Source organism: Pontibacterium sinense, from assembly GCF_015209595.1.
Taxonomy (GTDB): Bacteria; Pseudomonadota; Gammaproteobacteria; order Pseudomonadales; family Balneatricaceae; genus Pontibacterium; species Pontibacterium sinense.
The window spans coordinates 203,724-226,273 of the sequence record NZ_JADEYS010000001.1 but is presented as its reverse complement, the minus strand read 5'-3'; the positions used below and the strand labels follow the sequence as shown (position 1 = coordinate 226,273).

Below are 22,550 nucleotides of genomic sequence, written 5' to 3'. Positions count from 1 at the left end.
TTTAATGTCTAATATGACCCCTCGCGAAATCGTACACGAACTGGATCGCCACATTGTCGGCCAGGATGAAGCTAAACGCTCCGTGGCGAACGCCTTACGCAACCGCTGGCGCCGCATGCAGCTGAATGAAGAGCTGCGTGTAGAAGTAACACCCAAGAATATTCTGATGATCGGTCCTACCGGGGTCGGTAAAACCGAGATTGCCCGTCGTCTGGCAAAACTGGCCAACGCACCGTTTATCAAAATCGAAGCCACAAAGTTCACCGAAGTCGGTTACGTGGGACGTGATGTTGAAACCATCATCCGCGATCTGGTGGATATGGCGATCAAAATGCTGCGCGAAACCGAGATGGAAAAGGTTCGCTTCCGCGCAGAAGAAGCCGCTGAAGAGCGCATTCTGGATGCATTGCTGCCACCGGCGCGTGATACCGGATTCAGCAACGAACCGGCTGAAACCTCCCGCACGGACAGCGCCACACGCCAGATTTTCCGCAAGAAACTGCGTGAAGGTCAGCTGGATGACAAAGAGATCGATATCGAAGTCGCTCAGCCTCAGGTCGGTGTTGAGATCATGGCACCTCCGGGCATGGAAGAGATGACCAGCCAGCTGCAGAACATGTTCTCCGGCATGGGCAACCAGCGCAAGCAGAACCGTCGCCTGAAGGTGAAAGAAGCCTTCAAGATGCTGACGGATGAAGAAGCTGCAGGCATGGTCAAAGAGGATGAACTTAAGCAGCAGGCAGTTGATGTTGTGGAGCAGAACGGTATCGTCTTCCTCGACGAGATCGATAAGGTCTGCAAACGTACCGAAAATACCGGTGGTGATGTATCCCGTGAAGGCGTACAGCGCGACCTGCTGCCTCTGATTGAAGGTTGCACGGTTAGCACTAAGTACGGCATGGTCAAAACGGACCATATCCTGTTTATCGCGTCCGGAGCGTTCCATCTGGCACGTCCATCGGATCTGATCCCAGAGCTTCAGGGCCGACTGCCGATTCGTGTGGAGCTGAGCGCCCTGACACCGGAAGATTTCCGCCGTATCCTGACCGAGCCTAATGCTTCTCTGACAGAGCAATATCAGGCGTTGCTGAAAACGGAAGGCGTCGATCTGACGTTTACTGAAGAAGGTATACACCGTATCGCTGAGCTGGCATTCCAGGTCAACGAGCAAACCGAAAACATCGGTGCGCGCCGCTTGCACACGATGATGGAACGTTTGCTGGAAGAACTGTCGTTTAACGCATCAGATTTGGCCGGTCAAACCATCACTGTGGATAAACCATTTGTGAACAAATACTTAGATGAGCTGAGCCAGGACGAAGATCTGAGCCACTACATTCTGTAAAGCGGATCATCCGTTACACACTAAGGGCGTATACTTAAGAAGTCGCTGAACACAGTCTGTTCAACGGTGATCTGAGATACGCCCTTTTTATTTTTTGCCGTCTTCAACACAGTTAGCGCATCGTATTGAAGACACCTGTTTTGAGGTCCTCCAATGAGCCACACGCTTCCGACCGATATCCGGCTACACAAAAAGTCCCGCACTCTTGAGCTAATCTATGGCGACATCAACTATGAATTGACCGCCGAGTACCTACGTGTACATTCGCCCTCCGCCGAAGTCCGTGGCCATGGCATCGGCAATGGCGTATTACAAACCGGCAAACAGCTGGTTGGTATCAAGGGCATCCAGCCCGCCGGAAACTACGCCCTCAAAATCATCTTTGACGACGGGCACGACAGCGGTCTGTTCACCTGGGAATACTTGCTGGATCTTTGCCAGAATCATGATCAGCACTGGCAAGATTATCTGCAACAACTGCAAGACGCCGGGGCCAGCCGTAATGACGGCATGATCGCCCGCGGCTAAGGAACCTAGCAGCGGACTTGATACCGGTTAGGGACAAATTCGAACCGTGCCGGTACAATGCGTGCAATTTAATCGTTAAGCGATATCCAGAATCATGACCGACCAAAACAAAGACCAGACCACTCACTTTGGCTACGATACTGTCGATGTGAATGAGAAGCAGAAAAAAGTCGCTGATGTGTTCCACAGTGTGGCGGCTAAATACGATGTGATGAATGACCTGATGTCCGGTGGTGTTCACCGCATCTGGAAGCGTTTGACCATCGAGCAAAGCGGCGTACGGGCCGGCGGTACGGTACTGGATATTGCAGGCGGTACCGGTGATCTGACCATGCGTTTTTCACGTCTGGTCGGCCCCACGGGCAAAGTCGTATTGGCGGATATTAACGATTCCATGCTGAAAGTCGGCCGTGACCGTCTCTATGACCGCGGCATTACCGGCAACGTTGAGTTTGTGCAGGCCAACGCACAAAGCCTGCCGTTCCCGGACAACACCTTCGATGTCATTACCATCGCGTTTGGTCTGCGAAACGTCACTTACAAAGATCAGGCACTGGCCTCCATGGCCCGTGTTCTGAAGCCCGGCGGAAAGCTGATGGTATTGGAGTTCTCCAAAACTGACAATCCGGTGCTGACCAAGCTGTATGATTTTTACTCCTTCAACATTCTGCCTCAGATGGGTCAGATGATTGCCGGAGACGCAGAAAGCTATAAATATCTGGCAGAATCCATTCGCATGCACCCGGATCAGGATACTCTGAAAGGGATGATGGAAACCGCGGGCCTGACCTCGTGTAAATACCAGAATATGACCGGTGGTATCGTTGCCCTGCATACGGGCATCAAACCTTAAAGATTACTCAGGATCACAACGATGATTGAGCTGCTCAACGCCACTGCTTTTACCGTCGCAGAAGAAGCGGTCAATAGCCTGCTGCAGCGGGACGAAGTCACGCTTGAGCGGCTGGGTAAACTCAGCGGTAAAGTGATCGCTATCCAGCTTACGCTGCCGGCGATCACACTCTATATCCTACCCAACTGCACCGGCTTGCAACTTCAATCCCATATTGAAGACGATGCGGATGTCATCCTGAGCGGAGGCCCCACTGATTTCAGCAAATTGCTGACCAGCAAAGACTCTGCCGAGGCGATGTTTGGTAAAGGGATTATCGTGACAGGCGACAGTGGCTTAGCCAACCGTTTTCAAGAGATTCTGGCCGATACTCAGATCGACTGGGAAGGCGCATTGGGAGATATCATCGGTGATCTGCCCGCCCACCAGCTGACGAACTTCCTGAACTGGAAAGCCAGCAGTTACAAACGCACGGGCAGCAGTTTTATCCACAACCTCGAAGAATACCTGACGGAAGAAGCCCGTATGTTGCCGAGCCGTCCGGAAGTGGATAACTTTCTGAAGAACGTTGATCAGACGCGTGATTCAGTCGAACGTATTGAAGCACGTATTCAGCAACTGCAACACGCGCTGCATAGTAACTGAGTCACCCGTCGCTCAATCCAGCATCGGCTCATCCGTTAAGGTGAGCCGGCCTTCTACTTCCAATCTCTTCGCCCGATCAATAGTACGCTGCTGTGCCGCTTCAACATTTCGCTTTGGTACCGGCGTCATGACAGACAGCTCAGCCTGGATGTTGGCCGCCCGCCCCTTTGATATCCCTATAAGCAACGCCTGCTGCTGTTGCGTGTCTAATCCACGCAGAGCCAGTATCAGATCGCTATCCGAAACCTCAGCCAGGAGCCGCGCCAGCTGAACCGGAGCCAGAGCAATCAGATCAGTGAAGGAAAAGCGCTGCTCTATCAGCCAATCGGCGAGAGCCGGGTCATCATGACGAATCTGCACGATCATCGCATCGGAGTCGGCTGGAGACATCCCCGCCAGCATCGACGCGAGCCGCTGCCAGCCGGGTTTGATAGACAATGTCATATCCAGCCGATCAGAACGGCTTCACCACGACAAAGATCAGGATAGGGATAAAGATCAGCAATGGCAGTTCGTTAAACAGACGGAAATAACGCCCGCTGCGATCGAGTGCACCTGCCTGCATCTTTTTCAGATACGCTTTGCACCAGTGATGATAGCCAATCAGCAACACCACAAAGGTCAGCTTGGCATGCAGCCAACCGCCGCCAAAGCCAAACCCCAGCCAGAGCCAAAGGCCAAGACCCAGCGTAAACACCGCCATAATGGTCATAAAGCCGTACAGCTTCTTCGCCATGATCTCCAGCCGTGCAACGTCCTGTCCTGCTTCACGTCCTTCCACGTAATGTACAAAGATACGTGGCAGATAGAAGATACCCGCCATCCAGCTGGTCATTGCCAGAATGTGAAAGGTTTTTATCCACAACATCGATTTCTGTTCCTCACTAAAGTCCTTGGATTCAGAGGGTTTTGAAGCCCGCTCTGATATTTCGTATCACGATACTACGCTGAAACTTATCGAGCGCTCGTCTTCACACTCAGCAGATCGGCCAGTTCCACCAGTAACTCATCACCCGGTACTACAGGACCCACACCTGCCGGCGTACCCGTCAGCACCACATCCCCCGGCTCCAGCGTAAAGAAGGCACTGATATAACTGATCAGTGGCAACACCTGATTGAGCATCTGGCTGCTGTTACCGTTCTGTCTCTGCTCGCCGTTCACGATCAACCGTATTTGCTGATCCTGAAGGTCAGCCACCTGCTCGGGTTGTACAAATACAGACAGCGGACACGCTCCATCAAAGGCTTTCGCCTTCTCCCACGGATGTCCCTTCTTCTTGAGTTCATCCTGCAAATCACGCAATGTCAGATCCAAGCCCAAACCCACACCAGCAATCGCTGCTTTCGCCGCGCTCAGATCCGCATGCTGTAAACGTTCGCCGATCAGGATCGTCATCTCCGTTTCAAAATGCACAGAGCCTAATCCCTGCGGTACCACAAACGGTTCTTCCAGCGCCACAACACTGCTCGCCGGTTTGATAAACAACATCGGCTCAGTCGGAATCGGGTTGTTCAACTCAGCAGCATGATCAGCGTAGTTACGCCCCACACAAACCACTTTACCCAGTGGCAGATCGATCTCAGTACTATCCTTCATTCGGTGCGTGTATTGCATAGTGCCTCCCCTCTCTGTTCAGCTGCGCCATCTTAGCTTGCTGTTGCTTCCGGTAAAAGTTGCAAACTCCGGTTAACGACAAAAGCCCGCGCTGAGAGCCAGTCGCGGGCGCTATCACTTTATAAAACACAGGATCAGGAAAACTGTAACTGTCGTTTATCCTGCTGATACAACCAGAGTGCAGCTAGCAAGGTACAACTCAGCACCAGTAAAGACCCAACCACGATGCCATGCCAACCGGCCCACTGCCAGAACGGGTCAAGATAAAAGCCACCGCAGCTTGCTCCCAGATAGTAGAACACCAGATAAAGAGAGTTGGCACTGGCACGGGCATGGGGCGCTGCCCGACTGACCCAGCTGCTGGCGGATGAATGCGCCAGAAAGAACCCAAAGCTATTCAGCAAAAAGCCCGCAATGATCGCCCACAAATCAGACGACAAAGTCACCAGCGAGCCCAGAATCAGCACACCGATGCCCAGCGCGATAACGAGCGGCTGTGGCAAATACTGAGCAATCTTGCCTGAGAATGCCGAACCAATCGTACCTGTCAGGTAAGTAAGGAATAACATACCCAACAACGATGCAGGAAGGTTATAGGGCGTATCCGACAACACAAAAGTGATGTAACTGTACTGATTGATAAAGATAAAGAAGTTAAAGCCACCAATCAGATACGCGGCCAGCAACAGAGGATTACGCAAGTGGCCTAACAGATCCCATCCCATGGCAACCGGGTGCAGCGGCTTGGCTTTAAACTGGCGGGAGTTTGGTAGCAACAGCGCAAAGGCAGTCAAACACACCACACTGACCAGCGTCATCGCCAGAAATGCATCCGACCAACCCAGCCAGTCCCCCACAAAACCACCAATCAAACGGCCACTGATCCCACCCAGAGTGTTACCACTGATATAGATCCCCACCGCCACCATCAGTGCTTTTCTACTGAATTCATCCCCCATATACGCGATGGCGATCGCCGGAAGTCCGCCCATCAAAAAGCCTTGAATACCCCGTAACCAGAGCAACGTGCTGTAATCCTGCGTCTGCGAGAGTAATAACGTGATCAGGCTGGTCCCACCAATACTCAAAATCATCAGCCACTTGCGTCCAATCGCATCTGATAAAGGCCCATACACCAGCAGCGACAACCCCAACGTGAGTGTCGAAACGGTAAAACTCCAGCCTGCCTCCAGCGCACTGACGTTAAAGTCCTGCGCCAGCATCGGTAACAACGGCTGGGTCAGATAGAGGTTGGCAAAAATCGTATAGGAGCCCAGACACAGTGCCAGCGTCGCGCGCCAGAACAGCGCACTGCCAGTTTCGATATCAGATGAATGCGCTGTCGCTGTCATAAAACCTCCCAGATTCAGTCCGGAAGATTAGCAACGCCTAAGGAATCATTAAAATATATACTATTGATCACTTACATAAGATTTATTGATCACCATGGATATTAAGCCCCTACGTTACTTTCAGGCTATCGCCGAGGCCAGCAGCTTTACCAAAGCGGCTGAACAGCTACACGTGGCACAGCCTGCCATCAGCATGGCTATTAAAAAACTGGAAGCCGAGCTGGATCTCACACTGTTTCACCGTCATGAACGTCAGATAAGCCTCACCGACGAAGGCAAAAAATTACTCCTGCACAGTCGTCGTATTCTGCGCGCCATTGATGATGCCCGCCTGGAGATGGAAGAACTCAAAGGCCTCACTAAAGGCGAAGTGCGGGTCGGCATTCCCAGCATGTTGGGGTCCTATTATTTCCCCCCCATTCTGATGGCCTTCCGTCACCGCTATCCTGAGCTGGATCTGTCAGTGATTGAAGGCGGTACCTGGCAGCTTCAACAGATGCTGGAGCGAAGCGAGCTTGATCTGGCGATCATCGTGGCCGATGTTCTACCGCAGGAGCTACATGCACGCACCTTTCTGCGTGAACAAATGCTTGTCACCGTGGCGAAAGACCACCCTCTGGCTCAACAAGCCGCTGTCAGTTACGACGACTTCTTCCGTGAAGAGCTGGTGATGTTTAAAGAGGGCTATTTTCACCGCAAGGTTGTTGACCGTTTGGCGGCCAGAACCGAGTGCACACCCAATATTAGCTTTGAAACCAACCTGATCCCCCTCATTAAAGCGATCGTCAATCAAGGCTTCGGTATCAGCACGTTGTTGGGCATGGTGATTGAGGAAGATCCCGACCTGATCGGGCTACCCTTTGAAGAACCGGTCTGGCTGGACCTCTCTATCGCCTGGCGTCGCGATGGTTATCTCTCGCGGGCAAATCAAGCCTTTGTCGACTTTCTGCTGGAACACAGCTGACAGCCTGCAACGGACCCTCTATTATGCTGCGCAGCTATTTAGAGGACGTAAAATATGAACGTAAACGAATATTTCGACGGTAACGTAAAATCCATTGGCTTCGAAAACAGCGAAGGCCGTGTCACTGCAGGGGTAATGGCACCGGGTGAGTACGAATTTGGCACCAGCGAAAATGAGCTGATGAAAGTCGTTTCCGGTGAACTGATTGTTAAGTTGCCAGGCGAAGAAGAGTTCAACGCGTACCCAAGCGGTACCGAATTCAAGGTTGCAGCCAACCAGAGTTTCCAGGTCAAAATCGAACAGCCTACTGCGTACCTGTGCTTCTACGGCTGATCTAAGCCATGCTATTACGGTGTCTTTAGCCGTCGACAGGGGGTTACCCCCCTGTCCTATCCCGCCTGCTACGATTCGATCTGCTGTACCCTGCCTCACTTCATCTTGAATATTTTTCCAGCAAACTCCCGTCAAGCCGCGTCCTTTTCATGTGGCCCTGTGCTAATATATCGCCCTTGATTTTAGGCCGATTGACCCCGGCGGAATATTCCGCCCCATACGAGAGTTAGCAGAAGATGAGCCCAACTACTTCTCTTGAAAAGAGCAAGATTAAAATTCTGCTGCTGGAAGGCGTGCACCAATCTGCGGTTGATACCCTCAACGCACACGGCTACAGCAACATTGAATACGTGAAAGGCGCACTGCCTGAAGCAGAACTGATCGAAAAGGTGAAAGACGTTCACTTTATCGGTATCCGTTCACGCAGTCAGCTGACTGATAAAGTCTTCGACGCCGCTGAAAAGCTGGTTGCCGTTGGCTGTTTCTGCATCGGCACCAACCAGGTGAACCTGACTGCAGCAACTCAGCGTGGTGTCGCTGTCTTTAACGCACCATACTCCAACACCCGTTCCGTAGCGGAACTGGTATTGGCGGAAGCGATCATCCTGCTGCGTGGCGTAGCTGAGAAGAACGCTAAAGCACACCGTGGTGAGTGGCAGAAATCTGCAGTGAACTCTTACGAAATCCGTGGCAAAAAGCTGGGTATCGTAGGTTACGGTAGCATCGGTTCCCAGCTGAGCGTACTCGCTGAATCTCTGGGCATGGAAGTCTATTTCTACGACGTAGTGACGAAGTTGCCTTTGGGTAACGCTACTCAGATCGCGTCCATGAAAGAGCTGCTGGGTATGTGTGATGTCATCTCCCTGCACGTTCCTGAGACTGGCGCGACTAAAGACCTGATGGGCAAAACTGAGTTTTCTCAGATGAAGGAAGGTTCTGTCTTCCTGAACGCAGCACGCGGTACTGTCGTTGATATCGACGCGCTGTGTGGCGTATTGGCAGAAGGTCGCCTGTTGGGTGCAGCGGTTGACGTATTCCCGGTTGAACCTCGCACTAACAAGGATGAGTTTATCTCTCCTCTGCGCGAATTCGACAATGTAATCCTGACCCCACACGTGGGCGGCTCCACCATGGAAGCTCAGGAAAACATCGGTTACGAAGTGGCTGAGAAACTGGCTAAGTACAGTGATAACGGTACCTCTATTACTTCCGTAAACTTCCCGGAAGTGGCACTGCCAGAGCATCCGAATGTTCACCGTCTGCTGCACATCCACAACAACGTGCCAGGTGTACTGACTGCTATCAACACCATCTTCTCCGAAAACAACATCAACATCTCTGGTCAGTACCTGCAGACCAATGACAAGGTGGGTTATGTTGTTATCGACGTTGAAGCTGAGTCTTCTCAGATCGCTGTTGATAAGATCAAACAGGTTGAAGGTACCATCCGCGTACGTCGTCTGTTCTGATTTAGCTTGATCCTGAAAAAGGCAGCCTCAGGGCTGCCTTTTTTATTGGCCTGCCACGCCGCTATTCACACCGCTTTTTCGGTGACGTTGACGTCTGGACAGACCGTATTGATCACCTCGGAGATACGCTGAAATACCAGTCGCCGATAGGTGTCTGATTCATTCACCAGATGGTGACGCGCGCCCTCAATCAACTCGACCTTCATCTCGGGATAGACCCGATGTAACACCCGTAGATTGTGATGCCAATCAACCGTGCTGTCCGCCATCCCCTGGATACAAGTCACCGCGCTAGCATGTGGTTCAGCGGATTCTATGTAGTCAGCCCAGCTCTGCATGGCCGCGATCCAGCTTAACGGAATATCCCCATGTTGCATCGGGTCACTCTGGCGCAGGAAGCGCATAAACGCCGCATCGTGTGAATTTGCCGTATATCGGCGAGGCACCTGTTTCAGAAAGTGTTTCACCAGATGGAACTGGCGTCGGATTGCACGCCATAACGCGGGTCTGACCAAGGGAGCCAGTAAGATGCGCTGCCGAACGGGAGGCACTTGGCCTTCCCCTATCAACCATTCATGTGCACCGATCACAGCCGCTCCTGTACTCTGCCCAATAAGCAACAAAGGGTGCTCCGTGACCTCTATATGCGTCAGTACTTTCTGCAACTGGCGGGCATACACATCAAAGTTGTCCACCGCCAGAGGTTCACCGCCAGACAGGCCATGTCCCGCCAAATCATAGAGATACACTTCAACGTTCAGATTCAGAAGATGCTCGATCAGATGCCCATATAAGCCCATGTGATCCATATATCCGTGTGATACAACCACTGTGGCCCGGCCCCCCTCTTTTGGCGTAAAGCGCTGCACAGCAAATGGCAGCTCAGGCATCTCCATCAGACCGATCTGATAATGATGACATGCCGCGATCTCCGCCAATTGATATTGGCAGAGATAGGCCTTTAACACGTCATCGGGTTGGCCAATATCTGTCGCTGACTGCCACCGTGGTAACTGGCCGATTAATTGATCCCTGCTGAACGTCATAATAATTCCCTGACTTGCACCACATCCGTTAAGTCTAGCTCAGCGATTCCCAGGCATCTTTTCAGCATTAGGAAAAACACGTATTTTTAAGCGTGACCGCACCGTTTCGTATACTTAACCTTAAGGAAATCAGATCCATGTCAGAGATTCATGGTAAGAAAATCTACACTTGCTCTATTCCGGTTCGTTGGGGCGATATGGACGCCTACGGACATGTAAACAATGCGCTGTATATGCGCTACCTGGAAGAGGCCCGCGTCCAATTATTAGCGGAGCTGGGGGCTGCAATGGATGGCAATGGCGTAGACCCGGTGGTCATTAATGTCGGCTGCACCTTCCTGAAACCGGTGACTTACCCTGACACGCTGCGAATTGATTGCTATGTAGCCGATCCCGGCCGCTCCAGCTTTATGACCTACTACCGTCTGTTTTCCGAGAATGATCTGGAAACACCGGTCAGCGAAGGCTATTCCAAGGTCGTCTGGATGGATCATACAACCGGCCGCTCTGTGCCGCTGCCGGATAACATCCGTATGCATCTGGACTAAGCTAACAGCCCCGCCAGCACTAGGCCTCCAGCCAACTGCGACTATGAGTGAATCTTTCTCATACTTTAGGCTGGAAAGGGGCGACAGATCGCCGTTTTTTCGCTACTGTTGCAATGCACAATGCTCACTGAGCAAAATATATACACATAATACAGTTCTCGGCTGCCTCGCTCCGGAACTGATACATTTACAACTGGGGCAATAAATTATGAGTCAAAGGGTACAGACCGGCGGCCTGCAGGTTGCTGAGGATCTATACAACTTCATCAATAACGAAGCGTTGCCACAGACCGGTGTAGAAGCCGATCAGTACTGGGCTGCATTTGACGCTATCGTGCACGAGCTGGCACCGCGCAACCGCGAATTGCTGGCAAAACGTGACGCGATTCAGGCGCAGATTGACAGCTGGCACAAGGAACGCCAGGGCCAGGCATTCGATCTGGACGCTTACAAAGCGTTCCTGACCGACATTAACTACCTGCTGCCAGAAGGCGAAGACTTCAGCGCTGAAACCAGCAATGTCGACCCGGAAATGGCTACCATGGCCGGTCCGCAGCTGGTTGTTCCAGTCATGAATGCACGCTTCGCACTGAATGCTGCGAACGCACGTTGGGGCAGCCTTTACGATGCCCTGTATGGCACTGATGCAGTCTCCGAAGAAGGCGGCGCAGAAAAAACCGGCGGTTACAATCCAGCCCGTGGTGCCAAAGTTATCGAATTCGCACGTAACTTCCTGAATGAAGCCGCTCCGCTGGCAACCGGTTCCCACAAGGATTCCGCCGGTTACAGCATCAATGCAGGCGCGTTGGTTGTTGCGATGCGCGATGGTAGCGAAACAACACTGGCAGATGCCGCGCAGCTGGTCGGTTACACCGGCAACGAAGCAGCACCTGAGTCGATCCTGTTCGTCAACAACGGTCTGCATTTCGAACTGCAGATCGACCGTGACAGCCTGATCGGTAAAGATGATGCGGCTGGCGTGAAAGATATCCAGATGGAATCTGCGCTGACCACGATCATGGATTGTGAAGACTCTGTCGCAGCAGTCGATGCCGCTGATAAGATTCTGGCTTACCGTAACTGGTTAGGCCTGATGAAAGGCACTCTGAGCGAAGAAGTCTCCAAAGGTGGCAAAACCTTTACACGTACGGTCAACGCTGATCGCACCTTCACCGGTTTAGACGGTTCTGATGTGAACCTGAAAGGCCGCAGCCTGATGTTCGTACGTAACGTGGGTCACCTGATGACCAATGGCGCGATCATCGACAAAGACGGCAACGAAGTACCTGAAGGCATCATGGATGCGATGGTTACGACGCTGATCTCTGTCCACGATATCAAAGGCAACGGTAAGTACAGCAACACCACAACCGGTTCCGTGTACATCGTTAAACCGAAAATGCACGGTCCTGAAGAAGTGGCGTTTGCGAACGAACTGTTCGGCCGTGTAGAAAGCGCACTGGGTCTGTCTCCGTTCACCCTGAAAATGGGCATCATGGACGAAGAACGCCGTACAACCGTAAACCTGAAAGAGTGTATTCGCGCAGCGAAAGAGCGTGTGGTATTCATCAACACAGGTTTCCTTGACCGTACCGGTGACGAGATCCACACCTCCATGGAAGCAGGCCCGATGATCCGCAAAGGCGACATGAAAGCCTCTGCATGGATCGGCGCTTACGAAAACTGGAACGTGGACAACGGTCTGGCATGCGGTCTGAGCGGTCGCGCACAGATCGGTAAAGGCATGTGGCCAATCCCAGATCAGATGGCTAACATGCTGGAAGCGAAGATCGGTCACCCAATGTCCGGTGCAAATACCGCATGGGTTCCATCTCCAACGGCAGCTACCCTGCACGCGTTGCACTACCACAAGGTAGACGTTTTCGCGCGTCAGGAAGAGATCAAGTCTCGCGGTCGTGCGGATCTGGATGCAATTCTGACCGTTCCGGTTGAGCCAAACCCAAGCTGGTCTGCTGAAGAGATTCAGAACGAGCTGGACAACAACGCTCAGGGTATCCTGGGTTACGTTGTACGCTGGGTTGACTCCGGTGTCGGTTGTTCCAAAGTGCCTGATATCAACGATGTGGGCCTGATGGAAGACCGTGCAACACTACGCATCTCCAGCCAGCACATTGCTAACTGGTTGCATCACGGTATCTGTTCTGAAGAGCAGGTGATGGAAACCATGAAGCGCATGGCAGCCGTCGTTGATCGCCAGAACGAAAACGACCCTCTGTATCGCGCTATGGCAGCAGACTTTGATAACAGCATTGCGTTCGCAGCAGCGTGCGAGCTGGTGTTTGAAGGTTGCGCGCAGCCAAACGGTTATACCGAGCCGGTTCTGCACCGTCGTCGCCTGGAAGCTAAAGCCAAATTTGGCGCATAAGCTTTCGGTCATCAGAAAAACCGCGCTCCGGCGCGGTTTTTTTATGCCTTCTATATTCCTTCTAACAGTACCGCAATCTAACTCACCTATCCGGCTGAGCTATGCTTGAGAGTATATCCAGCGTATTAAAGCGACTATGCTCAGCACACCAAAAAGCCTTTCAGAGTTATTACACATACTGAATGAAGCCACCGAGAAGGAACAGTTTCATCACCTTCCTCAAGGCACCCATCTGTATCACTGTGGCATCTATAGTAATGCCGCCAGCATTTGGTGCGCTAACCGTTCGCGGCTGGCAGAACAACCCGGCCGCTTTGAGATCACCGCCTCAATCACCGAAGAACTCCTGCTCATCAATATCAACGACTGTCAGTGGCGAGAACTGCGTCATCAGGTAGAACTGGACAACATCAGCACCCTTCCGGCGCTGGAACAACTCTGTCAGTTATTCAACACACATGACATTCAGCTACCCGAATCGCTGCATGGCCTTGAGTGGCAGTCAGCCGACATAACGGATGATGATGCATATCTGCTGTTGTTCCACCCCCTTCGCAGCCTGCAACTGTTCGATATTCATGACAGGCAATCCTGACAGCATCGCCACAACCTTATATGATGACCTCTATGACGATTGAACCCAGCAGTGCAGAACTGGCCCGCTTTATTCAAGACCATCCGCGTCTTTTCATCCTGACTGGCGCGGGAATCAGTACCGATTCGGGCATCCCCGATTACCGGGATAAGGACGGTAACTGGAAGCGGAAACAACCGGTACAGCATAAAGACTTCATGGACAATCTACATGTACGTCAGCGTTACTGGGCTCGCAGTCTGATCGGCTGGCCGGTGATTCGTGATGCACAACCCGGCTCTGCACATCATGCACTGGTTAAACTCGAGCAGCTCGGTCACATCAACCAGATCGTTACCCAGAATGTTGATCGCTTACATCAACATGCCGGCAGCCAGCAGGTAATCGACCTGCACGGTCGGTCTGATCAGGTTCGCTGCATGCAGTGCGATCAACTCTACCCACGTACCGAAATCCACCAGCAATCTGCCAGTCACAACCCCTCATTTGCTCATTATACGGCGACCACAGCGCCCGACGGCGATGCCGATCTGGAAGGCGTGGAGTTCAGTTTGTTTCGGGTGCCTGACTGCCAGCACTGCGGCGGGATTCTCAAACCGGATGTTGTCTTCTTTGGGGATAACGTGCCTAAAACCCGCGTACATACTGCGCTGGACAAACTGCAGCAATCCGATGCCTTACTCGTCATCGGCTCTTCGTTAATGGTCTATTCCGGTTTTCGTTTTTGCCGCCGGGCATATGAATGGGATATCCCTATCTGCACCCTCAACCGGGGGAAAACCCGGGCGGACGACCTGCTGAGTCTGAAGCTGGATCAGCCCATTACTTCCACGCTAGACGCCTGCCTCGACCTGTTATAGATCGATTAGGCTCCTCTACTGTTCCCTTGTTCAGAAGGAACAACATGCTGGCCACATGAAAGATTTTTGTATTCAAACCCTACGCCTCAGACATAAGCCATTCGAGAGATAACTGACAAGCCGTAGGTATTTATTGATCTATTTGCCTATCTCACAGAAATTCACAGGCTAAAACTGCTCAAGAACTGTACAAAATCAGTAATTCTCAACTACCCTAGTGACTGATCGTTTTCCGAAGTACGAACAACCGGAGACGAACGGCCCTTCTGACCAATACATACTAGGGAGAGTGTATGGCAGGCTCGGATCACAAAGGAACGCTTAAACTACTGTTGGTACCTGCACTTATCAGCTTTGTGATCACCGCCGCGGTCACCGCTGCGCTTTACACCTATGATCTGGAAAACCGCAAAGCACTCAAGCGAACTGAACTTGCACAAAAAGCGGTTACCCTGAGCGAACATCTCGATCAGAGCTTCACCGACGTCAACTTTGCCCTCATCGACAGCGCACAACAACCGCTCAACTGCTCCCCGCAACTCTTTCGTTTTGCTAATGAACAGCTGATGACCCTGCCTCAGATTGCTGAGTTACGTTATACCGATGCTCAGGGCAACGTGAACTGCAACAGTTGGCAATACTATGATCCACCACTCGAAATCCATACACCAAACAAGCACAAAGGTCTGAACTTCTCTGGCCCTCTCTTAATTGACGACCATCCCGGCCCCGGATTTCAACTATTCAGAGACCATCCCCAAGGCGGAAAGATACAGGCGATTATCCGCAAAGCCTGGCTTAGAAATCAGGTGAAGTTTTTCCACGACCCTCTCGGATACATGTCTATTATCGACAGTGACAGCGGTGTTCCCATCGTACTGAACGGCCGATATGCCCTGCCGGTGGGCACCCCGGAGAATCTCTTCCCGGTGAATATTGCCATCGGCTATGAAGGCCGCATGGACAATAACCGTGAACACTACACATTCATCCAGCCTCTGCTGACTCAACCCCAGCTCAGCGTCATTATCAGTCAGGATCTGGACAGTCTCTACCTTGGGGTTTTCGGTTTTAACACATCCTGGATCAGCACCGCCTGTGGCGCCTTTGTACTCATCCTTTTAGTCAGCTATCGTATTCAACGCCGACTTTCCGACCCCATCCGACAACTCAAATCAGCCACCCAAAGGAACGAGTTCTTCAACCTCTACCAACCGCTGGTCTGCTCAAAAACCCATCACATTGTGGGCTGTGAAGTGTTGATGCGCTGGCGTCATCCGTTCAAAGGCGTGTTGCCTCCTATGACCTTTATTCCTCTGGCCGAACAATCAGGGCTTATTAAAGAGATGACACTGCGTCAGATTGATCAGGCCATCCGCGAACTGACACCGACGCTGCGAAAACATCCCCGCTTTAAAGTCAGCATCAATATCTGTGCTGCCCATATGCTGGATAACTCGGTTGTCAGCGCAATCATCGAACGGGCAACGTTCTTACCCGGCATGGTTGTAGAGATCACCGAACATCAAGTGGTCGAACATGGCTCAGAGCAGATTCAGAATGCCTTGCATCAGTTTCAGGGCGCCGGGATCAAAATCGCTATGGACGACTTTGGTACCGGCTATTGTGGTCTCACCTATCTGAGTACTCTTCCCATCGATATATTAAAAGCTGATCGCAGCTTTGTGGCTGCACTCGGTACCGATTCGATCAATGCTGACGTGCTGAGTACGATCTTCGAGCTGACTCAGAAACTCGGCATGAGCGCCATTGCCGAAGGGGTAGAAAAGCAAGAACAAGCCGACATGCTGCGCCAGATGGGGTTCCATCTACAACAAGGTTGGCTACACGGATATCCAATGTCTGCGCCTGACTTCAACCACACCGTCAGCGACGGGTACAACCACCAACACGCGCACGATCCGCTTGAAGAAAACCTTCTTCTCCCCATTTAAGTCCCCAGTTTCGTACGACCTCCTCATCTCGACTCTGAGACGTATTGCCAATAATTCGAGACGCAACGTCAAACGGCTCCCCCTCTCTCATTGGTAAGGTAATCCTTACAACTCATGACTCCGACGCCACTTCCGCTTATGGGAACAGTGCGCCCAGATAACTGATCGTCGGATTATCCATGTAGACGATCTAGCTAATGAGAGAGATACAGATGACGGATTCAAGAATGAACCGCATGCACCAGCAAGGTTTTACGCTGGTAGAAATGTCCATCGTACTGGTGATTATCGGCTTCATTCTGGGGGCGGTATCTATCGGTAAAGATCTCCAGCGTGACGCTGAGTATTCTAAAATCAAGCAGAAGGAGCCGCGTAACTGACGGACACAAAAAAGGGCGAAATCTGCAAAGAAATCGCCCTTTTAAATTTGATCGCTGGGATCAGACTACTTTAGGATCCATCTCACCGCTCTCGTAACGAGAAGCCATGTTCTCCAGAGAGATCGGGGTGATCTTGGACGCATTACCTGCAGTACCAAACGCTTCATAACGTGCGATACAGATCTCGCTCATCGCATCGATCGTTTTCTTCAGGTATTTACGTGGATCAAATTCGGCTGGGTTTTCTGCCATGAAGCGACGAACGGCACCAGTTGATGCCAGACGCAGGTCAGTATCAATGTTGACCTTACGTACACCGTGCTTGATACCTTCAACGATCTGCTCAACTGGCACACCGTACGTTTCAGGGATCTCACCGCCAAATTCGTTGATCACTGCCAACCACTCCTGAGGAACGGAAGAGGAACCGTGCATGACCAGATGCGTATCAGGGATACGCTCATGGATCTCTTTGATGCGGTTGATCGCCAGAATGTCACCGGTTGGTGGACGGGTGAACTTGTAAGCGCCGTGAGACGTACCGCAAGCAATCGCCAGCGCATCAACACCGGTAGACTTCACAAAGTCTGCTGCTTCGTTTGGATCGGTCAGCAGCTGATCTTCAGACAGGATACCTTCAGCACCCACGCCATCTTCTTCGCCCGCCTGTCCGGTTTCCAGAGAGCCCAGTACACCCAGCTCGCCTTCTACAGAAACACCACATGCATGTGCCATTTCAACAGTGCGACGGGTCACTTCAACGTTGTACTCGTAAGAAGACGGTGTCTTACCATCTTCCAGCAGAGAACCGTCCATCATCACAGAGGAGAAACCCATTGCGATAGAACGCTGGTTGATTGCCGGAGACGTACCGTGATCCTGATGCATACAAACAGGAATATGAGGAAACTCAGCAATCGCAGCCAGAATCATGTGACGCAGGAAGTTAGAACCTGCATATTTACGTGCACCGGCAGACGCCTGAACAATAACCGGAGAGTTGGTTTTGTCCGCGGCTTCCATGATAGCGCGCATCTGTTCTACGTTGTTTACGTTGAATGCTGGAATGCCATAGCCATTTTCGGCTGCATGGTCCAGCAGCTGACGCATAGAGATCAAAGCCATTTTTTGAACCTCAAAAATTCTGATAACTGTTGTTATATCATCCGTGTTTGACAGGGGCATGACCTGCACGCCCCATCTGTCGGATGAGCAACGGATTTACTGAGCTGCGCGCTCTTCCAATACTGCCACTGCCGGCAGGACTTTACCTTCCACGAACTCGAGGAAAGCACCACCACCGGTAGAGATGTAGGACACCTGCTCAGCGATATCGTATTTATCGACAGCCGCCAGCGTATCACCGCCACCTGCAATGGAGAAACCTTTGTTGTCTGCAATCGCCATCGACAGAGTCTTAGTGCCTTCACCAAACTGATCAAACTCGAACACGCCTACAGGGCCGTTCCAGATAATAGTGCCCGCATCTTTCAGCATCGCAGCCAGTACTTTGGCGGATTCAGGACCGATATCCAGAATCATGTCGTCTTCAGCAACATCGTCCGCAGACTTGATCACCGCTTCTGCATCTTCAGCAAACTCTTTAGCCACAACCACATCGGTAGGCACCGGTACGTTTACTTTTTCCATCAGCGCTTTCGCCTGTGGAATCAGGTCAGCTTCATACAAAGACTTACCCACTGGCTTACCTGCAGCGGCCAGGAACGTATTTGCGATACCGCCACCAACAATCAGCTGGTCAACTTTGTCAGACAGAGACTCCAGTACGGTCAGTTTGGTCGATACTTTTGAGCCACCCACAATCGCAGTCAGGGGTTGAGCCGGTGTTTCCAGCGCTTGCGCCAAGGCTTCCAACTCGCCTGCCAGCAACGGGCCTGCACAGGCAACAGGTGCAAACTGCGCAACGCCGTGCGTAGACGCCTGAGCACGGTGAGCCGTACCAAACGCATCCATCACGTAGACATCACAAAGCTCTGCCATCTGTTTTGACAGCGCTTCGTTGTTTTTCTTCTCACCTGCGTTAAAGCGGACGTTTTCCAGCAAGACTAACTCACCTTCAGCCACTTCAAAGCCGCCGTCCAGCCAGTCTTTTACCAGCGGTACCGGGCGCTCCAGCAGATTAGAAATGTAATCAGCCACTGGCGCCAAAGAGAATTTCTCTTCGTATTCGCCTTCTGTTGGACGGCCCAGGTGGGACATCACCATCACTTTTGCACCCGCTTTCAATGCCAGCTCAATGGTTGGCAGAGATGCGCGGATACGGGCATCAGAGGTTACCTGGCCATCCTTGACAGGGACATTGAGGTCTTCACGGATCAGAACGCGTTTGCCGCTCAGATCCAGATCAGTCATCTTCAGTACGCTCATTGACGTGTCCTAACTCTTTCTAAAATGAAAAGTAATTGAAATTAGCTTTTTAGCTGCAACCAGTGTCGACCCACATCGAGCATCCGATTAGCAAAGCCCCATTCGTTATCAAACCAGCACAGCATTTTGACCAGCGTTCCACCGGAGACCCGGGTCTGGGTGCCATCAACAACACCAGAACGTGGATCACGATTGAAGTCTACCGAAGCATGAGGCTCCTCGGTATAGCCCAATAGTCCGTTCAGCTCGGAGTACGCTGCCAGCTTAAAGATCGCATTGACCTGATCACGGTCAGTGGGCTGTTTCAGGTTCAGCGACAGATCCATCACCGATACATTAATAGTCGGTACACGCAGGTGCAGACATTCAAAGCGTTGTGCCAGGTTAGGCAACAAGCGATCAATACCCCGGTTCAAACCGGTATCGACCGGAATAATCGAGTGCAATGCACTGCGGGTCAAACGCAGATCGGTTTGATGGTAACTATCAATGACCGGCTGGTCATTCATCGCTGAATGAATCGTTGTGGTCACACCGTTTTCGATACCGAAAGCCTTATCGAGCAGGTCCAGCACCGGCACAACACAGTTTGTGGTGCAGGACGCAGCGGAGACAATCGTATGTTCGGCCTTTAACAACTGCTCGTTCAGACCATAAACAATCGTAGAATCCACTTCATCAGTGGCGGGCTGTGAAAACAGCAAGCGCTTTGCGCCTGCGTTCAGATGTTCTTCAGCCGCATCACGCGACTTAAACGCACCGGAACACTCCAACACCAGATCGATATCCAATTCTGCCCAAGGTAGCTGATTCGCATCCGCCTCGTTCAGGACCAGAATCTGATCGCCGTTCACCTTCAGGTGTTTTCCGTCATGATCCACGCCCACGGGAAAACGTCCATGGGTGGTATCGTAGCGGGTCAGATAGGTGACGGTATCAATGTCAGACAGCTCATTGATTGCCACAACTTCCAGCGTATCGCGATAGCCATTCTCATAGATGGCGCGCAAAACACACTGGCCGATACGGCCGTAACCATTAATAGCGACGCGATAGGTCATCGAAAGGGCTCAAAACAACAGAGGCAGCCCGAAAGCTGCCTCTTTTTCTTACAGATCAGAGCAGAGACTTAACAGTCTCAGCTACGTTTTCGGTGGTGAAACCGAAGTGTTTAAACAGCTCACCCGCCGGTGCAGACTCACCGAAGGTAGTCATACCCACGATCTTGCCGTTCAGGCCAACATACTTGTACCAGAAGTCAGCCTGCAGAGCCTCAACCGCCACACGTGCTGTCACAGCAGCGGGCAGTACGGACTCACGGTAAGCCGCATCCTGTTTATCAAACAGGTTAGTTTCAGGCATAGATACAACACGTACCTGCTTGCCTTCAGCGGCCAGTACGTCAGCCGCATCCATTGCCAGACCGACTTCAGAACCGGTTGCAATCAGAATTGCTTCTGGCTCGCCATCGGTATCACGCAGGATGTAACCACCGCGAGCGATGTCGGAGATCTGTGCATCAGTACGCGCCTGGTGAGGCAGGTTCTGACGAGAGAAAACCAGCGCAGAAGGACCGTCGGTACGTTCCAGTGCCGCTTTCCATGCAACCGCGGATTCAACCGCATCACATGGACGCCAGCAGCTCATGTTTGGTGTGTGACGCAGGTTAGCAACCTGTTCGATCGGCTGGTGCGTTGGACCGTCTTCACCCAGACCGATAGAGTCGTGAGTGTAAACGTGGATCGCACGCTGCTTCATCAGAGCCGCCATACGCAGAGCGTTGCGTGCGTACTCCATGAAGACCAGGAAGGTTGCACCGTACGGGATGAAACCACCGTGCAGTGCAATACCGTTCATCATCGCAGACATACCGAATTCACGTACGCCGTAGAACAGGTAGTTGCCGGAGGCATCGTTTTTCTCAACGCCTTTCGCACCAGACCACAACGTCAGGTTAGAACCCGCCAGGTCAGCAGAGCCACCCAGCAGTTCTGGCAACATCGGGCCATAAGCATTCAGAGAGTTCTGAGAGGCTTTACGGGATGCGATAGTGTCACCTTTCGCAGCCACATCAGCAATGTAAGCATCCGCTTTCTCAGAGAAGTCAGCAGGCAGATCGCCGCTCAGACGACGCAGCAAGTCCGCAGCCAGCTCAGGGTAGGCTTTGCTGTATGCAGCCAGGCGCTCGTTCCACTCGTTTTCAGCGTGAGAACCGGCTTCAGCGGCATTCCAGTCCGCATAAATATCTTCCGGCACTTCGAACGCACCGTGCTCCCAGCCCAGACGTTCGCGAGTCAGTTTGATCTCGTCGTCACCCAGTGGCGCACCGTGGCAATCTTCTTTGCCTTCTTTATTAGGGGAACCAAAACCGATGATGGTTTTGCAGCAGATCAGCGTTGGCTGCTCTGTGTTGGCTTTTGCCTGTTCGATCGCGGCACGAATCTGATCCGGATCGTGACCATCAACGCCCGGAATAACCTGCCAGCCGTAAGATTCGAAACGCTTCACGTTATCGTCGGTGTACCAACCTTCCACTTCACCGTCGATGGAGATGCCATTGTCATCCCAGAACGCGATCAGCTTGCCCAGACCCAAGGTCCCAGCCAGTGAACATGCTTCATGGGAGATGCCTTCCATCATGCAGCCATCGCCCAGGAAGGTGTAAGTGTGGTGATCAACGATGTCGTGACCTTCACGGTTAAACTGCGCCGCCAGAATCTTCTCAGCCGCCGCCATACCAATCGCGTTGCTGATGCCCTGACCCAATGGACCCGTGGTTGTCTCAACGCCGGGGCAGTAACCGTACTCAGGATGACCTGCAGTTTTCGCATGCAGCTGACGGAAGTTCTTCAGGTCATCGATAGATACGTCATAGCCGCTCAGGTGCAGCAGAGAGTAAATCAGCATGGAGCCGTGGCCGTTAGACAGCACGAAACGGTCGCGATCAAACCACAGTGGGTTAGTCGGGTTGTGTTTCAGAAAATCATTCCAGAGCACCTCGGCGATATCCGCCATGCCCATTGGGGCACCCGGGTGACCGGATTTAGCTTTCTGAACCGCGTCCATGCTCAACGCACGAATTGCGTTGGCCAGTTCTCTGCGAGAGGACATTCAATCTGCTCCTGGGGGTTGAACCCATTAAATTACGGAAGGATAAGACCCAAAATTTTTGAAGGCGTAATTTTCTCGCAGATAGGTACTCGCTTCAAATAAGAAATCGATCTTTTCGCAAAAAATGAGTCAATTTCATATAGAAGTATGAAAAATTCATGAAAAACCGTGGTGT

At 52.0% G+C, this 22,550-nt stretch carries 22 protein-coding genes; 13 read left to right on the top strand and 9 right to left on the bottom strand.

Annotated elements, in window-relative coordinates; all coding sequences use genetic code 11:
* Positions 1–4 precede the first annotated feature (4 nt).
* The 4 genes from hslU (at position 5) to IOQ59_RS01035 (ending at position 3,371) form a co-directional block, all read left to right on the top strand.
* Positions 5–1,345 (top strand): ATP-dependent protease ATPase subunit HslU, encoded by a 1,341-nt coding sequence (gene hslU / locus IOQ59_RS01050; RefSeq protein WP_193951397.1) that lies wholly within the window; start codon positions 5–7, stop codon positions 1,343–1,345.
* A gap of 153 nt (positions 1,346–1,498) precedes the next feature.
* Positions 1,499–1,873 carry a gamma-butyrobetaine hydroxylase family protein gene (locus IOQ59_RS01045; protein WP_193951396.1) on the top strand — a complete coding sequence of 125 codons (375 nt, stop codon included), beginning with the start codon at positions 1,499–1,501 and terminating at the stop codon, positions 1,871–1,873.
* Positions 1,874–1,967: 94 nt separating this feature from the next.
* Entirely contained in the window at positions 1,968–2,726 is a 759-nt protein-coding gene (gene ubiE / locus IOQ59_RS01040; RefSeq protein ID WP_193951395.1) for a bifunctional demethylmenaquinone methyltransferase/2-methoxy-6-polyprenyl-1,4-benzoquinol methylase UbiE, read from the top strand.
* Positions 2,727–2,747: 21 nt separating this feature from the next.
* On the top strand, positions 2,748–3,371 hold the full coding sequence (locus IOQ59_RS01035; protein WP_193951394.1) for a ubiquinone biosynthesis accessory factor UbiJ: 624 nt from the start codon (positions 2,748–2,750) through the stop codon (positions 3,369–3,371).
* Positions 3,372–3,383: 12 nt separating this feature from the next.
* Here the strand turns inward: IOQ59_RS01035 and IOQ59_RS01030 are convergent, their stop codons facing one another.
* From IOQ59_RS01030 to IOQ59_RS01015, 4 genes are all read right to left on the bottom strand, one after another.
* Complete coding sequence (locus IOQ59_RS01030) at positions 3,384–3,809, bottom strand: FliG C-terminal domain-containing protein (RefSeq protein WP_193951393.1); 426 nt, start codon at positions 3,807–3,809, stop codon at positions 3,384–3,386.
* A 16-nt stretch (positions 3,810–3,825) separates the two neighbouring features.
* Positions 3,826–4,239, bottom strand: a complete 414-nt coding sequence (locus IOQ59_RS01025; RefSeq protein WP_193951392.1) for a CopD family protein — start codon at positions 4,237–4,239, stop codon at positions 3,826–3,828.
* A gap of 86 nt (positions 4,240–4,325) precedes the next feature.
* Positions 4,326–4,988, bottom strand: coding sequence for a fumarylacetoacetate hydrolase family protein (locus IOQ59_RS01020; RefSeq protein WP_193951391.1), 663 nt, complete (start codon positions 4,986–4,988; stop codon positions 4,326–4,328).
* Positions 4,989–5,122: 134 nt separating this feature from the next.
* Positions 5,123–6,340, bottom strand: coding sequence for an MFS transporter (locus IOQ59_RS01015; RefSeq protein ID WP_193951390.1), 1,218 nt, complete (start codon positions 6,338–6,340; stop codon positions 5,123–5,125).
* A gap of 94 nt (positions 6,341–6,434) precedes the next feature.
* Between IOQ59_RS01015 and IOQ59_RS01010 the strand changes: the two genes are divergently transcribed.
* The 3 genes from IOQ59_RS01010 to serA all read left to right on the top strand — a co-directional run bounded on the left by IOQ59_RS01010 (position 6,435) and on the right by serA (position 9,106).
* On the top strand, positions 6,435–7,304 hold the full coding sequence (locus IOQ59_RS01010; protein WP_193951389.1) for a LysR family transcriptional regulator: 870 nt from the start codon (positions 6,435–6,437) through the stop codon (positions 7,302–7,304).
* Between the two features lie 54 nt (positions 7,305–7,358).
* Positions 7,359–7,637 carry a pyrimidine/purine nucleoside phosphorylase gene (gene ppnP / locus IOQ59_RS01005; protein ID WP_193951388.1) on the top strand — a complete coding sequence of 93 codons (279 nt, stop codon included), beginning with the start codon at positions 7,359–7,361 and terminating at the stop codon, positions 7,635–7,637.
* 236 nt (positions 7,638–7,873) lie between these two features.
* The gene (gene serA / locus IOQ59_RS01000) at positions 7,874–9,106 is read left to right on the top strand and encodes a phosphoglycerate dehydrogenase (protein ID WP_193951387.1); all 1,233 of its coding nucleotides are present in this window, start codon (positions 7,874–7,876) and stop codon (positions 9,104–9,106) included.
* A gap of 65 nt (positions 9,107–9,171) precedes the next feature.
* Here the strand turns inward: serA and IOQ59_RS00995 are convergent, their stop codons facing one another.
* On the bottom strand, positions 9,172–10,152 hold the full coding sequence (locus IOQ59_RS00995; RefSeq protein ID WP_193951386.1) for an alpha/beta hydrolase: 981 nt from the start codon (positions 10,150–10,152) through the stop codon (positions 9,172–9,174).
* A 137-nt stretch (positions 10,153–10,289) separates the two neighbouring features.
* On the opposite strand from IOQ59_RS00995, the gene IOQ59_RS00990 reads away from it, so the two are divergent.
* The 6 genes from IOQ59_RS00990 (at position 10,290) to IOQ59_RS00965 (ending at position 16,876) form a co-directional block, all read left to right on the top strand.
* Positions 10,290–10,700 carry an acyl-CoA thioesterase gene (locus IOQ59_RS00990; RefSeq protein ID WP_193951385.1) on the top strand — a complete coding sequence of 137 codons (411 nt, stop codon included), beginning with the start codon at positions 10,290–10,292 and terminating at the stop codon, positions 10,698–10,700.
* A 208-nt stretch (positions 10,701–10,908) separates the two neighbouring features.
* Positions 10,909–13,086 (top strand): malate synthase G, encoded by a 2,178-nt coding sequence (locus IOQ59_RS00985; protein ID WP_193951384.1) that lies wholly within the window; start codon positions 10,909–10,911, stop codon positions 13,084–13,086.
* A 136-nt stretch (positions 13,087–13,222) separates the two neighbouring features.
* Positions 13,223–13,681: a hypothetical protein gene (locus IOQ59_RS00980; protein ID WP_193951383.1), complete on the top strand. Its 459-nt coding sequence runs from the start codon at positions 13,223–13,225 to the stop codon at positions 13,679–13,681.
* Between the two features lie 32 nt (positions 13,682–13,713).
* Entirely contained in the window at positions 13,714–14,541 is an 828-nt protein-coding gene (locus IOQ59_RS00975; RefSeq protein ID WP_228050587.1) for an NAD-dependent protein deacetylase, read from the top strand.
* 293 nt (positions 14,542–14,834) lie between these two features.
* Positions 14,835–16,496 carry an EAL domain-containing protein gene (locus IOQ59_RS00970; RefSeq protein ID WP_193951381.1) on the top strand — a complete coding sequence of 554 codons (1,662 nt, stop codon included), beginning with the start codon at positions 14,835–14,837 and terminating at the stop codon, positions 16,494–16,496.
* Positions 16,497–16,708: 212 nt separating this feature from the next.
* Positions 16,709–16,876 carry a type IV pilin protein gene (locus IOQ59_RS00965; protein WP_193951380.1) on the top strand — a complete coding sequence of 56 codons (168 nt, stop codon included), beginning with the start codon at positions 16,709–16,711 and terminating at the stop codon, positions 16,874–16,876.
* A gap of 60 nt (positions 16,877–16,936) precedes the next feature.
* On the opposite strand, the gene fba is transcribed toward IOQ59_RS00965, so the two are convergent.
* The 4 genes from fba to tkt all read right to left on the bottom strand — a co-directional run bounded on the left by fba (position 16,937) and on the right by tkt (position 22,375).
* Positions 16,937–18,001 carry a class II fructose-bisphosphate aldolase gene (gene fba, locus IOQ59_RS00960; RefSeq protein WP_193951379.1) on the bottom strand — a complete coding sequence of 355 codons (1,065 nt, stop codon included), beginning with the start codon at positions 17,999–18,001 and terminating at the stop codon, positions 16,937–16,939.
* Positions 18,002–18,097: 96 nt separating this feature from the next.
* The gene (locus IOQ59_RS00955) at positions 18,098–19,264 is read right to left on the bottom strand and encodes a phosphoglycerate kinase (RefSeq protein ID WP_193951378.1); all 1,167 of its coding nucleotides are present in this window, start codon (positions 19,262–19,264) and stop codon (positions 18,098–18,100) included.
* 41 nt (positions 19,265–19,305) lie between these two features.
* Positions 19,306–20,325 carry a type I glyceraldehyde-3-phosphate dehydrogenase gene (locus tag IOQ59_RS00950; RefSeq protein WP_193951377.1) on the bottom strand — a complete coding sequence of 340 codons (1,020 nt, stop codon included), beginning with the start codon at positions 20,323–20,325 and terminating at the stop codon, positions 19,306–19,308.
* Positions 20,326–20,380: 55 nt separating this feature from the next.
* Positions 20,381–22,375 carry a transketolase gene (gene tkt, locus IOQ59_RS00945; RefSeq protein ID WP_193951376.1) on the bottom strand — a complete coding sequence of 665 codons (1,995 nt, stop codon included), beginning with the start codon at positions 22,373–22,375 and terminating at the stop codon, positions 20,381–20,383.
* Positions 22,376–22,550: the final 175 nt, after the last annotated feature.

Excerpts from the sequence above, each read along its gene's own strand:
- hslU (WP_193951397.1), top strand. The coding sequence starts at position 5 with ATGTCTAATATGACCCCTCGCGAAATCGTACACGAACTGGATCGCCAC.
- IOQ59_RS01045 (WP_193951396.1), top strand. The coding sequence starts at position 1,499 with ATGAGCCACACGCTTCCGACCGATATCCGGCTACACAAAAAGTCCCGC.
- ubiE (WP_193951395.1), top strand. The coding sequence starts at position 1,968 with ATGACCGACCAAAACAAAGACCAGACCACTCACTTTGGCTACGATACT.
- IOQ59_RS01035 (WP_193951394.1), top strand. The coding sequence starts at position 2,748 with ATGATTGAGCTGCTCAACGCCACTGCTTTTACCGTCGCAGAAGAAGCG.
- IOQ59_RS01025 (WP_193951392.1), bottom strand. The coding sequence starts at position 4,239 with ATGTTGTGGATAAAAACCTTTCACATTCTGGCAATGACCAGCTGGATG.
- IOQ59_RS01020 (WP_193951391.1), bottom strand. The coding sequence starts at position 4,988 with ATGCAATACACGCACCGAATGAAGGATAGTACTGAGATCGATCTGCCA.
- IOQ59_RS01015 (WP_193951390.1), bottom strand. The coding sequence starts at position 6,340 with ATGACAGCGACAGCGCATTCATCTGATATCGAAACTGGCAGTGCGCTG.
- IOQ59_RS01010 (WP_193951389.1), top strand. The coding sequence starts at position 6,435 with ATGGATATTAAGCCCCTACGTTACTTTCAGGCTATCGCCGAGGCCAGC.
- ppnP (WP_193951388.1), top strand. The coding sequence starts at position 7,359 with ATGAACGTAAACGAATATTTCGACGGTAACGTAAAATCCATTGGCTTC.
- serA (WP_193951387.1), top strand. The coding sequence starts at position 7,874 with ATGAGCCCAACTACTTCTCTTGAAAAGAGCAAGATTAAAATTCTGCTG.
- IOQ59_RS00995 (WP_193951386.1), bottom strand. The coding sequence starts at position 10,152 with ATGACGTTCAGCAGGGATCAATTAATCGGCCAGTTACCACGGTGGCAG.
- IOQ59_RS00990 (WP_193951385.1), top strand. The coding sequence starts at position 10,290 with ATGTCAGAGATTCATGGTAAGAAAATCTACACTTGCTCTATTCCGGTT.
- IOQ59_RS00985 (WP_193951384.1), top strand. The coding sequence starts at position 10,909 with ATGAGTCAAAGGGTACAGACCGGCGGCCTGCAGGTTGCTGAGGATCTA.
- IOQ59_RS00980 (WP_193951383.1), top strand. The coding sequence starts at position 13,223 with ATGCTCAGCACACCAAAAAGCCTTTCAGAGTTATTACACATACTGAAT.
- IOQ59_RS00975 (WP_228050587.1), top strand. The coding sequence starts at position 13,714 with ATGACGATTGAACCCAGCAGTGCAGAACTGGCCCGCTTTATTCAAGAC.
- IOQ59_RS00970 (WP_193951381.1), top strand. The coding sequence starts at position 14,835 with ATGGCAGGCTCGGATCACAAAGGAACGCTTAAACTACTGTTGGTACCT.
- IOQ59_RS00965 (WP_193951380.1), top strand. The coding sequence starts at position 16,709 with ATGACGGATTCAAGAATGAACCGCATGCACCAGCAAGGTTTTACGCTG.
- fba (WP_193951379.1), bottom strand. The coding sequence starts at position 18,001 with ATGGCTTTGATCTCTATGCGTCAGCTGCTGGACCATGCAGCCGAAAAT.
- IOQ59_RS00955 (WP_193951378.1), bottom strand. The coding sequence starts at position 19,264 with ATGAGCGTACTGAAGATGACTGATCTGGATCTGAGCGGCAAACGCGTT.
- IOQ59_RS00950 (WP_193951377.1), bottom strand. The coding sequence starts at position 20,325 with ATGACCTATCGCGTCGCTATTAATGGTTACGGCCGTATCGGCCAGTGT.
- tkt (WP_193951376.1), bottom strand. The coding sequence starts at position 22,375 with ATGTCCTCTCGCAGAGAACTGGCCAACGCAATTCGTGCGTTGAGCATG.